Genomic DNA, 12,004 nt, shown 5'->3' with positions numbered 1-12,004 from the left:
GATTTCCTCAGGACAGCCATGACATCAACCCCACTGACAGGACAGCTTCCTCAGTACATCGGAAGCACTGGTGGTCTGCTCAATTCAGCTGAAACCGAAGAGAAATACGCCATCACCTGGAGCAGCAAAACCGATCAGGTGTTCGAACTGCCGACTGGGGGCGCTGCTGTGATGAACACCGGCGAGAACATCATGTATTTCGCCCGCAAGGAACAGTGTCTCGCACTGGGCACTCAGTTACGAACCAAATTCAAGCCTCGCATCGACGACTACAAGATCTACCGGATCTACCCCGGCGGAGATACTGAATTCCTTCACCCCAAGGACGGTGTTTTCCCCGAGAAAGTGACCGAAGGGCGCCCCATGGTGGGGCACAATCCACGTCGAATCGGCCAGAACACCGATCCTGCAAAGATCAAGTTCAGCGGTCGCGAGACCTTCGACACCTGACCACCGCTCTCTGTAATCCATCCCACCGTTCTGTCGAACGGCATGATGGGCGGCGGTCGGCTTCGACGACTTCTTCATGCTCAGTCCCGACCGCAATGCATTTCTGAAAGCCGCTGAATCAGGTGCAACCCTGATTCCAGTGGCAAGCAGCTGGCCTGCGGATCTGGAAACACCACTCACCACCTGGCTCAAGGTCGGGGATCAACGCCCCCCCGGGGTGCTGCTCGAGTCTGTTGAAGGTGGTGAAACCCTTGGGAGATGGAGTGTTGTTGCCTGCGACCCCCTGTGGACTCTCGCGGCACGGCGCGATGGACTGGAGCGAACCTGGAGAGACAATCACCGCGAGTCTTTCAGCGGCAACCCTTTCGACTGCCTGAAAAGCTGCCTGCAGCCTTACAAACCAGCCACCCTGCCGGGACTTCCTCCGCTGGGCCAGCTCTATGGGATGTGGGGCTATGAGCTGATCCGCTGGATCGAGCCGAGCGTTCCAGTGCATCCTGCGATTGCCGATGGTCCACCAGACGGATTGTGGATGCTGATGGACAGCATCCTGATCTTCGACCAGGTGAAGCGACTGATTACTGCCGTGGCCTATGGCGATCTCAGCGGCCAGCGCACTGCTGCTGAAAGCCCGGACGCAGCCTGGGAGAGCGCGATAACCCGCATCAACGTCCTGCGCGAACGCATGGCTGCACCCCTTCCTCCCGTGCGTCCCCTCAACTGGAGGCCCAACAAAGGGGCGACACCAGAGACCAGCAGCAATCGGACCAGGGAGGATTTCCACCGGGCGGTGGATCAGGCTCGGGACCATATCGCTGCCGGCGATGCCTTCCAGCTCGTGGTGAGCCAGCGGCTAAGCGCTGATGTCAAACATCCTCCGCTGGATCTGTATCGCAGTCTGCGGATGATCAATCCATCCCCTTACATGGCGTTCTTCGACTTCGGAGACTGGCAGCTGATCGGCTCCAGCCCCGAGGTGATGGTGAAGGCGGAGCCTGACCAGGGAGGGATCCGCACGGTTCTAAGGCCGATTGCCGGAACAAGACCTCGGGGGGGGAATTCCGTCGAAGACCGAAACTACGAAGCCGACCTGCTCGCTGATCCCAAGGAGAGAGCCGAGCATGTGATGCTCGTTGACCTCGGTCGCAACGACCTTGGCCGGGTATGTGCTCCTGGTTCGGTCTGCGTGCGAGAGCTGATGGTGATCGAGCGTTATTCCCACGTGATGCACATCGTGAGCGAAGTGGAGGGTCGCCTCGCCCCCGGCAAGGACATCTGGGATCTGTTGATGGCCTCCTTTCCGGCAGGGACCGTGAGCGGAGCCCCCAAGATCAGGGCGATGCAGCTCATCAACGACCTCGAGCCCGACGCCCGCGGGCCCTACTCAGGGATCTACGGCTCGGTTGACCTTGCTGGAGCTCTGAACACCGCCATCACCATCCGCACAATGGTGGTGAAACCCAGAGCCGGTGGCGGCTGGACACTGCAGGTGCAGGCCGGAGCAGGAATCGTTGCCGACTCCCAGCCTGAGGCGGAGTTTCAGGAAACTCTCAACAAGGCGCGAGGAATGCTCACAGCCCTGGCCTGTCTCGAGGACGTCGGGGCATGACCCGCAACAGACTGCTCAAAGGTTTTGAAGTCGAGCTGTTCACCGGTCGACCCGATGGACGCAATGTCGGCATCGCAGCCCGTGCCAAAAGGGAACTGCAGGGCTTCGTGACGGAACCGGATCACCGCAATCTCGAATATGTGACCGATCCGCTGGCAAATTACGACGCAATTTCCGAAGCACTGCTGTCACCTCGCCGCAGGCTGCGTCACTGGCTGATGGAGCAGGGTCTCACCCTGCTTCCGGGAAGCACCCTCAGCCTCGGCGACACCACCAGGTTTGAACGTTCCGATCCTGACAACGCCTATCACTCACTGATTGAAGCCACCTACGGCACGGCAGTGGTGACAGCAAGCATCCATATCAATCTGGGAATCGAGGATTCAGACGAGCTGTTCGCCGCCCTGCGGCTTGTGCGCTGCGAAGCCGCACTGTTGCTGGCCCTGAGCGCCAGCTCACCGTTCCTCAACGGCCGCATAACAGGAGCCCATTCCCAGCGATGGCTGCAGTTCCCGCTCACACCGGCGCGTGTTCCTCTGTTCCTCGACCACCAGCACTTCATCACCTGGACCGATCAGCAGATTCAGGCCGGGGCCATGCACAACGTCCGGCACCTCTGGACCTCCGTTCGACCGAACGGACCGAACCGCCCGCACCGGTTGAATCGCATCGAGCTGCGAATCTGCGATCTGATCACTGACCCAGAGGTGCTGATTGCGGTGACTGCTCTTCTGGAGCTGCGCGTGCAGCAGGTCCTCCGAGAGCCTGAACAGCACGACCCCCTGCGATGCAGCGCACTCAATCTCCAGCAGCTTGAGGAACTGAGCATGAGCAATGACCGCGCAGCGGCCCGCTGCAGTCTCGAAGCCACTCTGCACAACTGGCGCGACGGGCGTGAACGCTCCTGCAGGGTCTGGCTGGAAGACCTGATCGACTCCTTGACTCCGCTGGCTGAAGAACTTGGGCTGAAGCAGAAGCTCGGTCCACTGGGAGCAGTGTTGACCGATGGCAATCAGGCCATGCGCTGGCTTGAAGACATCCACTCAGGAGAAAGCATCGAATCCGTCATCGGCGAGAGCATCGAGGCCATGCGCAACGAGGAGATGCGTGGAGTCCGCACCCCGGCCGAACGCACTTTGGGATGATCATGACGACGCCAGTTCCCGATTCGCTCTCGATGTCCTCCTCCCCCGCAATGATTCCTGCGAGCGATCAGCCCAGGGATGCGGCACAGGAGACATCCGAAAACGGCCATCTGCTTCAGCAGCGCCTGGCCCTTGTGGAGGATCTTTGGCGAACCGTCCTGCGCAGCGAATGTCCAAGCGAACAGGCTGAGCGGCTGCTGCGCATGAAGCGGCTCAGTGATCCTGCGTTACCGGAACCCAGTGCCGTGAGCTCGGATTCCGTGGTCTCGCTGATCCGAGACATGGATCTCTCGGAAGCCATCGCGGCGGCCAGGGCCTTCTCCCTCTACTTCCAGCTGGTGAACATCCTCGAGCAGCGCATCGAAGAGGACAGTTATCTCGAGAGCATCGTTCGTTCACAGGAGCTGGCAGAGCAGGTTGATCCGTTCACTCCGCCACTCGCGACACAGACCGAACCAGCAACCTTCAGTGAACTGTTCGAACGCCTGCGGCGCCTGAACGTGCCTCCTGCGCAGCTGGAGACACTCCTGCAGGAACTCGACATCCGACTTGTCTTCACGGCCCATCCCACGGAGATCGTGCGTCACACGGTGAGGCACAAACAACGCCGGGTCGCCAGTCTTCTGCAACAACTCGAGACGGCATCCGACAGCAGTCCACTCGAAGCCGCGGGCATCCGTCTTCAGCTTGAAGAGGAGATCCGTCTCTGGTGGCGCACCGACGAACTGCACCAGTTCAAGCCATCGGTGCTTGATGAGGTGGACTACGCCCTCCACTATTTCCAGCAGGTTCTGTTCGACGCGATGCCGCAGCTGCGGCGCCGGCTCACCACCGCTCTCGCCGGCAGCTATCCCGATGTTCAGCTGCCGCCGTCCTCCTTCTGCACCTTCGGCTCCTGGGTCGGATCCGATCGCGACGGCAACCCCTCAGTCACCACCGACATCACCTGGCGCACAGCCTGTTATCAGCGTCAGCTGATGCTGGATCGCTATATCAGTGCAGTCCAGAGCCTGCGCGACCAGCTCAGCATCTCCATGCAATGGAGTCAGGTGAGTGCTTCCCTGTTGGAATCACTGGAGATGGATCGGTTCCGCTTTCCAGAGGTCTACGAGGAGCGAGCCACCCGCTACCGCCTCGAGCCCTACCGGCTGAAGATGAGCTTCATGCTCGAGCGGCTGCGCCTCACCAAGCTGAGAAACGATCAGCTGGCGGATGCAGGCTGGCGGGCTCCTGCCGATAGTCCGCAGCCCTTTGCCCCCGACAGTCAACCGAGCGAAGCCCTTCACTACGGCTCGGTCGCCGAATTCCGCAGTGATCTTGAGCTGATCCGAACCAGCCTTGTGAGCACGGATCTCACCTGTGAGCCTCTCGATACGCTGCTCACTCAGGTTCACATCTACGGGTTTTCCCTTGCGGGACTTGATATCCGCCAGGAGAGCACACGGCACAGCGACGCACTCGATGAACTCAGTCGATACCTGAATCCGGAGCAGGCCTATGGCGATCTGAATGAGCAGGAGCGGGTGAACTGGCTGCTGCAGGAGCTGCAGACGCGTCGCCCCCTGATTCCCCCTGCCGTTGATTGGTCAGCCACCACGGCGGAAACGGTGGATGTCTTCCGGATGCTGCATCGCCTTCAGGACGAGTTCGGAAGTCGGATCTGTCGCACCTACGTGATTTCCATGAGCCACAGCGTTTCCGACCTGCTGGAAGTGTTGCTGCTGGCCAAGGAGGCAGGACTTGTTGACCCCTCCGCCGGACATGCGGATCTGCTGGTGGTTCCCCTGTTCGAGACGGTTGAGGACCTGCAGCGCGCCCCCGAAGTGATGGAGGAGCTGTTTCAGACATCTCTTTACAGGAACCTGTTGCCACGCGTGGGCAGTCAGGGGCTGCCGCTTCAGGAACTGATGCTCGGGTATTCCGACAGCAACAAGGACTCTGGATTTCTATCCAGCAACTGGGAAATCCATAAGGCTCAGATTGCTCTGCAGGATCTGGCAGCGCGCCATGGCGTGGCGCTGCGTCTGTTCCACGGTCGCGGTGGTTCAGTCGGCAGAGGCGGCGGCCCGGCCTATCAGGCGATCCTGGCTCAACCGAGCGGCACGCTTCAGGGAAGGATCAAGATCACCGAACAGGGCGAAGTGCTGGCTTCCAAGTACAGCCTTCCCGAGCTGGCTCTCTACAACCTTGAAACGGTGACCACTGCCGTGGTGCAGAACAGCCTGGTAACCAATCAGCTTGATGCGACGCCGAGCTGGAACGACCTGATGGCTCGACTGGCGAAATGCTCACGGCGCCACTACCGCGCCCTGGTTCACGACAACCCCGACCTTGTGGCCTTCTTCGAGCAGGTGACTCCGATTGAGGAGATCAGCAAGCTGCAGATCTCGAGTCGTCCGGCCCGACGCAAATCCGGTGCCAGGGATCTGGCCAGCCTGCGTGCAATTCCCTGGGTGTTCGGCTGGACCCAGAGCCGATTCCTCCTGCCCAGCTGGTTCGGTGTGGGGACAGCTCTGAGTCAGGAGCTGCAGGCTGATCCCGAGCAGATGACTTTGCTGCGCACGCTTCATCAGCGCTGGCCTTTCTTCCGGATGCTGATCTCCAAGGTGGAGATGACCCTCTCCAAGGTGGACCTGGATCTGGCCCGTCACTACGTCAGCAGTCTGGGCAGCGCCGATCATCGCGAAGCCTTTGAACGGATCTACACCACGATCGCCGATGAATACACACTCACCCGTCGCCTGGTGTTGGATATCACCAGGCAGGAGAGGTTGCTTGATGCCGACCCTGCACTGCAGTTGTCCGTAGATCTGCGCAACCGCACAATCGTTCCACTTGGATTTCTGCAGGTTGCCTTGCTCAGGCGACTGCGTGATCAGAATCGTCAGCCACCAATAAGCGAGTTTCCAAGTGATGGCGACGGAAGGACCTACAGCCGCAGCGAGCTTCTTCGTGGAGCCCTGCTGACCATCAACGGCATCGCTGCCGGCATGCGCAACACCGGTTGAGTGGCACTGCTTCCCTTTCGTCAACAGGCTGCCGCTCCAAGGCTCCCGGAGCGCTACACCATGAGCATGGAATTCGTACCCGACGGGGCCAGCATCAACGCACTGCTGGAGGATTGTGGGGATCAGCCCCATCCGGTGGATCGATGGCCACTGGCATTGCAGCGCAGCATCTGGCACCTGAGCATCCTCGACAACGAGAACAAGCGGCTCGTGGGCTTCGTGAGAGCCACCAGTGATCAGGCACTCAATGCCAACCTCTGGAATCTGGCAGCCGCATCAGGACCTGATCAATCCAGACTGCTCTCCGTACTGGTGCACCGATCTCTGGCCTGCCTGCGCAAAGACCTGCCCGGATGCAGCATTTCCATTGCCGCACCGGCTCAGGCGCTGGACGCTCTCAAATCACGCGGATTCATCCTTGATCCAGGCGGTATCAGAGCCATGGGGCTGCGGCTGCGGTGATCACCCGACAATCTTTTTGAACACGAGCATGGAGGGACTCGAACCCCCGACCCTCAGAACCGGAATCTGATGCTCTATCCAACTGAGCTACATGCCCACGCGGCGGATGAGAGAACTACCGCGACCCGGCTACCTTAGCCACACACCGCACCAGGACCGATTCGGCTTCTCCGGCTCGAACTGCAGGAGTTCCGCAACCACTGCCATCTGCGGCTGGAGATTGATGCGCCTCGTCTGCTGGTGATCGGCAGCAACGGAGTCGGCAAATCAAATCTGCTCGAGTCCGTCGAACTGCTGGGCAGCCTTCGCTCCCATCGATGCAGCCAGGATGCTGACCTGATCCACTGGAATGCCTCTCGCTCCCTGCTGAAGGCCACCTGCGTGGATGACGATCTAGTGGAGCTGGAACTGCGGCGCAAGGGCGGTCGGCAGGCACGGCGCAACGGCAAGGTGCTGCAACGGCAAATGGATCTGATCGGTCCGCTGCGCTGTGTTGGATTCAGCGCTCTGGATCTGCATCTGGTGCGGGGCGAGCCCGCTCTGAGACGTCAGTGGCTGGATCGGGTGGTGTTGCAGCTGGAACCGGTTTACGGCGACCTGATCGGTCGCTACAACCGCCTGCTGAGACAGCGCAACCAGTTCTGGAGACGCGGTGGTCTAGGCACATCTCTGGAACAGCAGGTCCTGCTGGACAGCTTCGACACCCAGATGGCACTGGTCTGCACGCGCATCCATCGCCGCCGCCGCCGCGCTCTGGAACGCCTGAACCCGCTCGCCGCGGCCTGGCAGCAACGTCTCAGCCAGGGTCATGAACAGCTGGAGCTGCGCTACGCGCCGGGAAGCCTGCTCGAGGGGGAGGAGGCCGAGGAACCGTGGCGGTTGTCAATCGAGGAACAGCTACGCCGACAGCGCCCCGATGAGGAAAGACTTGGCAGCTGCAGGGTGGGGCCCCATCGCGACGAAATCGAGCTGATGCTCAACGGCACTGCGGCACGGCGATTCGGATCCGCCGGTCAGCAGCGCACGACGGTGCTGGCACTCAAGCTGGCTGAACTGGAACTGGTGGCTGAACTGTGTGGACACCCCCCTTTGCTGCTGCTGGATGATGTGCTGGCAGAACTGGATCCACGCCGCCAGCTGGCCCTGCTGGAAGCGGTGGGTGATTCGCATCAATGCCTCGTGAGCGCCACACATCTGGACGCCTTCGAAGGGCGATGGCGGCAGCGCTCCCAGATTCTCAACGCTGATCACTTGAGAAACGGGATGAGAAAAAGCTAGGGTCTGGAACCCTTTGCCTCGATGCCCTGATGGAGCAGACCCTGTCCTGGCTTCATCCCAACCCGGGATGGGACGACGCTCTGACCGTTTCAGCACCCGGCGCCACCCAGGCCAGTGCGACTGACATGGTTGGCAAACACTGCATTCTTGAGCTCTACGGCTGCGATCAGCGCAAGCTTGACGACGAAGCTTTTCTGAGAACCACCATCACAACAGCAGCGAAACGTGCTGGTGCCACTCTTCTCAACCTCATCACCCACCGATTCGAGCCTCAGGGCGTGACAGGACTCGCCCTTCTGGCTGAGTCGCACATCTCGATCCATACCTGGCCCGAAAATGGCTACGCAGCCGTGGATGTGTTCACCTGCGGTGATCACACCATGCCCGAGTCAGCCTGTGAACATCTGCAGGAGGAGCTGGGTGCAACGAAGCACGCCCTCCGCAGTTTTCTGCGGGAAACACCTGCGGCCGTCGCCGATGTGGAACGCACCCCCAGTGTGCAGGTGGGGTGAATGATCACTCAACCGGGTCCCACCCGGTTGAGCTTTCCGCTTACCAACCCCTCGAGGTCGAGGCTCACACTGGTGAAGCCGAGCTCAAGCATGAAGCGAACCAGATCTTCTCTGAGCTCAGAGGCAAGCAGTTCTGCCAACCGCTCGTGGGGAACTTCGATCCGAGCCGAGAGCCCCTGGGAGCGCACCCGCACGCGAGGGAAGCCGCGTCCGATCAGCCAGGCCTCAGCCTGTCCCACCTTTCGCAGTCGGTCATGGCTGATCGCCTCGCCATAGGGAAACCGTGAAGCCAGGCAGGGTTGCGCTGGCTTGTCCCACCAGGGGAATCCCAGAGCTCTAGAAAGCCGGCGCACCGCAGACTTGTCGATCTTCAGATCCGCCAGCGGAGATCCCACACCGGCTTCACTGGCAGCCTCAAGACCGGGACGGTGATCGCCTAGATCATCGAGATTCACACCATCGAGGACCCTGGCGCCTTCAGCGGCCTGAGCGATGGGCGCAAGATGACTGTGCAGTTCCCGCTTGCAGGCGTAGCAACGATCCCTGGGGTTGCTGCTGTAGGCGGGATCCTCAAGCTCTCTGGTTTCTACTTCACGATGGCGGATTCCCAGCCATTGGGCCTGCTGGCGGGCTTCCGCCAGCAGATGCGGCGCCAGTGAAGGGGAGACGCCGGTGATCGCGCAGGCTCGATCGTCAAGCTGCTCCCGCGCGATGGCCGCCACCAGAGTGCTGTCCACTCCACCGGAGTAAGCCACGAACACACGATCACAGCTGAGGATCCAATCCCGAAGCCTGTCCAGACGCTGCTGATCGTCAACTGAGAGAGGTTCCAGCAGGCGAAAGGTCTCAGGGGCCACTGCTGAAAGCTGGAATCTCGGTATGCTCCGATCGTAAGAAGCGCCATCCAAACATCGACGATGGACGCAGTCCGGTCATCCGATAGCTCCAGCGGAGCGCCCCGCCGCAGCAATCCAGGCATCGGCATCGTCACGGCCGCAGACAGCCGAGAGCGCAGTCTTGGCCAGCTGCATGTCTACGACGGAGAGGGCAAGGGCAAAAGCCAGGCAGCCCTTGGCGTTGTGCTGCGCACCATCGGTCTCGGGATCTGTGAACAACGGCGAACCAGAGTCCTGCTGCTGCGATTTCTCAAAGGCCCCGGAAGGGCCTACGACGAGGATGCGGCGATCGAAGCTCTGCAGCAGGGCTTCCCTCACCTCATTGACCAGGTCCGGACCGGCCGGGCCGACTACTTCAATGCCGATGAGGCGACAAAATTCGATCAACAGGAGGCCCAGAGAGGTTGGGACATCGCCCGAGGTGCCATCGCCAGCGCCCTGTACTCCGTCGTTGTCCTCGACGAGCTGAATCCGGTGCTGGATCTCGGACTTCTCGATATCAATGATGTGGTGAACACCCTCTCCGCACGACCGGAGGGTATGGAGATCATCGTCACCGGCCGTGCGGCCCCACAGCCGTTGATTCAGATCGCCGATCTGCACTCTGAAATGCGTGCCCACAGACGGTTGGACCCCAATGACGACTCATTGCTTCCATTCCCTTCACCCGGTGGAATCGAGATCTACACAGGAGAGGGCAAAGGAAAATCCACCAGCGCCCTGGGCAAGGGCCTCCAGGCCATCGGCCGAGGCATCAGTCAGGACAAGAGCCACCGAGTGTTGATCCTGCAGTGGCTCAAAGGCGGCAACGGTTACACCGAAGATGCTGCGATCGCGGCCCTGCGCGAAAGCTATCCCCACCTCGTAGACCACCTCCGATCAGGACGGGATGCGATCGTCTGGCGTGGTCAACAGGAACCGATCGACTACGTGGAGGCTGAGCGTGCCTGGGAGATTGCCCGAGCGGCGATCGCCAGCGGTCTTTACAAGACGGTGATTCTTGACGAACTCAATCCCACCGTCGACCTGGAACTCCTGCCTGTCGAACCGATTGTTCAGGCCCTTGTGCGCAAACCTTCCGAAACCGAAGTGATCATCACAGGCCGCTGCAAACATCCTCCGGCCTACTTCGACCTGGCCAGTGTCCATTCGGAGATGGTGTGCCACAAGCATTACGCCGAACAGGGGGTCGACCTCAAGCGTGGGGTTGATTACTGAGGCATCAGTGACGAAGGCACAAACATGACAGCTCCGGGAGGTCAGTAACGCGGCACGCTTGAATCCACGACCTGAGACCAGGCATCAATCCCGCCTGCAACATTGGTGGAATCCATGTCATGCAGAGCGAGAAGCTCGACGGCTTTCGCCGAACGTCCTCCCAGCTTGCAGTGCACATAGATCGGTCGATGACAGGCCATGCGGCGAATCTCATCGACACCCTCGCCGGTCTCGATCCTGGCAAGCGGGACGAGCTGCGAGCCGGGTATCACAGCCACATCAGCCTCCGAGGGATTGCGCACATCAATCAGCAGCAGGTCACTGCCTTCATCCAACAGTGCGCTGAGCTCCTGCACGGAGATGCTCTTCACGGTCTGATGCCTCCTCTTGCCCGCCGGACTCGTCGCCGCCGCAGAACTGCTCACAGTCAATCAGATCCGTGACGGGAGGGCGGCATCAGGACGGTCTTGCGCGATTGCACAGGCAGAAATGGGCGATCAGCACACGACGAGACAGCGTCTGCCGTCAGGGGACCGCTGCTGTCAACCATGGAAAGGGGGCTGGGCTGTTGACCGCTTGCACCGTGCAGCCACCAGGCCCGGAGACCGGCTGCACCGGCATCGATGATCATGACTCCTTCGGAGATAGCCCAGCGTCGGTCCAGCTCACTGGGGACGGGCTGCCCACCCGGGTGGGAATGCGCACTGCCAAGAACCTGCAAACCCTTTCGGCGTGACCATCGCTGCGCTGCGATCTGCTCCATGGGATCAAGCGCGAAGCGTGATCGGCGCGACAGGTTGATCGAATCCTGATCACCTCGCTCTTCCAGCCCATGACCAGATCCAGGGAATCCTGGAAGCCAGACATTGCAGCAGGGCCAGACGACACGCACGCTGATTTCAGGTGTTGCCTCACCAAGCAGCAACGCGCAACCTTCCTCCGGTGCAGCGGCCCCGAGAGAGGTCCTGAGAATCATCAGACAATCGAGATCGATACAGAGCCGGCATGGCATTCCAGTGAGCTTGCCGATATCGTCGCGGAGTATTAGTAGCCAGCCTAGGCGTCATGAGCGACGAAACCACTACGCAGTCGACGGAAACCGCCTCTGGCGACAGCGTTGCCTTCGCCGAGCGGTACAAAGACGTTCTGGGCAAGGTGAATGAAACGCTCGACAAGGTCGACTGGAGCCAGGCCGGGCGGATCGGCAAGGTTGTCGGCATCTTCGCTGCTGTGATCGTGGCCCAGATCCTGATCAAGGGCATTCTCGACACGATCAACCTGTTGCCGGTGGTTCCTGGCCTGTTGGAACTGCTCGGCGTGGTGGTGGTCGGGCAATGGAGCTGGAAGAATCTCACCACCAGCGACAAGCGCGATGCTCTGGTGGCCCGCATCCAGACGCTTCGCAAGGAATATCTGGGCTGAAACA

12 protein-coding genes and 1 tRNA gene are annotated in these 12,004 nt (G+C 60.6%); 9 read left to right on the top strand and 4 right to left on the bottom strand.

What is annotated here, in order from left to right:
- Positions 1–18: 18 nt before the first annotated feature.
- The 5 genes from SIB56_RS13810 to SIB56_RS13790 all read left to right on the top strand — a co-directional run bounded on the left by SIB56_RS13810 (position 19) and on the right by SIB56_RS13790 (position 6,674).
- A complete protein-coding gene (locus tag SIB56_RS13810; protein ID WP_413324451.1) occupies positions 19–450 on the top strand; it encodes a photosystem I reaction center subunit II PsaD in 432 nt (143 codons plus the stop codon).
- A 76-nt stretch (positions 451–526) separates the two neighbouring features.
- Positions 527–2,059 (top strand): anthranilate synthase component I family protein, encoded by a 1,533-nt coding sequence (locus tag SIB56_RS13805; RefSeq protein WP_413324450.1) that lies wholly within the window; start codon positions 527–529, stop codon positions 2,057–2,059.
- Entirely contained in the window at positions 2,056–3,204 is a 1,149-nt protein-coding gene (gshA, locus tag SIB56_RS13800; protein ID WP_413324449.1) for a glutamate--cysteine ligase, read from the top strand. The genes SIB56_RS13805 and gshA overlap by 4 nt, the downstream gene beginning before the upstream one ends.
- Before the next feature lie 32 nt (positions 3,205–3,236).
- Positions 3,237–6,212: a phosphoenolpyruvate carboxylase gene (ppc, locus tag SIB56_RS13795; RefSeq protein WP_413324448.1), complete on the top strand. Its 2,976-nt coding sequence runs from the start codon at positions 3,237–3,239 to the stop codon at positions 6,210–6,212.
- Entirely contained in the window at positions 6,213–6,674 is a 462-nt protein-coding gene (locus SIB56_RS13790) for an N-acetyltransferase (RefSeq protein ID WP_413324447.1), read from the top strand.
- A 23-nt stretch (positions 6,675–6,697) separates the two neighbouring features.
- Here the strand turns inward: SIB56_RS13790 and SIB56_RS13785 are convergent.
- Positions 6,698–6,771, bottom strand: a tRNA-Arg gene (locus tag SIB56_RS13785).
- An 83-nt stretch (positions 6,772–6,854) separates the two neighbouring features.
- On the opposite strand from SIB56_RS13785, the gene recF reads away from it, so the two are divergent.
- The gene (gene recF / locus SIB56_RS13780; protein WP_413327443.1) at positions 6,855–7,952 is read left to right on the top strand and encodes a DNA replication/repair protein RecF; all 1,098 of its coding nucleotides are present in this window, start codon (positions 6,855–6,857) and stop codon (positions 7,950–7,952) included.
- A gap of 29 nt (positions 7,953–7,981) precedes the next feature.
- On the top strand, positions 7,982–8,464 hold the full coding sequence (speD, locus tag SIB56_RS13775; protein ID WP_413324446.1) for an adenosylmethionine decarboxylase: 483 nt from the start codon (positions 7,982–7,984) through the stop codon (positions 8,462–8,464).
- An 8-nt stretch (positions 8,465–8,472) separates the two neighbouring features.
- On the opposite strand, the gene larE is transcribed toward speD, so the two are convergent.
- Positions 8,473–9,321 carry an ATP-dependent sacrificial sulfur transferase LarE gene (gene larE / locus SIB56_RS13770; RefSeq protein WP_413324445.1) on the bottom strand — a complete coding sequence of 283 codons (849 nt, stop codon included), beginning with the start codon at positions 9,319–9,321 and terminating at the stop codon, positions 8,473–8,475.
- A 60-nt stretch (positions 9,322–9,381) separates the two neighbouring features.
- Here larE and SIB56_RS13765 point away from each other — a divergent pair, with 60 nt between their 5' ends.
- Positions 9,382–10,578 carry a cob(I)yrinic acid a,c-diamide adenosyltransferase gene (locus SIB56_RS13765; protein ID WP_413324444.1) on the top strand — a complete coding sequence of 399 codons (1,197 nt, stop codon included), beginning with the start codon at positions 9,382–9,384 and terminating at the stop codon, positions 10,576–10,578.
- Positions 10,579–10,619: 41 nt separating this feature from the next.
- Here the strand turns inward: SIB56_RS13765 and SIB56_RS13760 are convergent, their stop codons facing one another.
- Together SIB56_RS13760 and SIB56_RS13755 are read right to left on the bottom strand one after the other, a co-directional pair.
- Entirely contained in the window at positions 10,620–11,003 is a 384-nt protein-coding gene (locus tag SIB56_RS13760; protein WP_413324443.1) for a rhodanese-like domain-containing protein, read from the bottom strand.
- Positions 11,004–11,005: 2 nt separating this feature from the next.
- Positions 11,006–11,554 (bottom strand): M67 family metallopeptidase, encoded by a 549-nt coding sequence (locus SIB56_RS13755; protein WP_413324442.1) that lies wholly within the window; start codon positions 11,552–11,554, stop codon positions 11,006–11,008.
- An 89-nt stretch (positions 11,555–11,643) separates the two neighbouring features.
- On the opposite strand from SIB56_RS13755, the gene SIB56_RS13750 reads away from it, so the two are divergent.
- The gene (locus SIB56_RS13750; RefSeq protein WP_413324441.1) at positions 11,644–12,000 is read left to right on the top strand and encodes a CAAD domain-containing protein; all 357 of its coding nucleotides are present in this window, start codon (positions 11,644–11,646) and stop codon (positions 11,998–12,000) included.
- The last annotated feature ends 4 nt before the right edge of the window (positions 12,001–12,004 follow it).

Source organism: Synechococcus sp. MIT S9503, from assembly GCF_047304175.1.
Lineage (GTDB): Bacteria > Cyanobacteriota > Cyanobacteriia > PCC-6307 > Cyanobiaceae > Synechococcus_C.
Note: the sequence above shows the minus strand (reverse complement) of the source record. Positions and strands in the feature narration are given on the sequence as shown.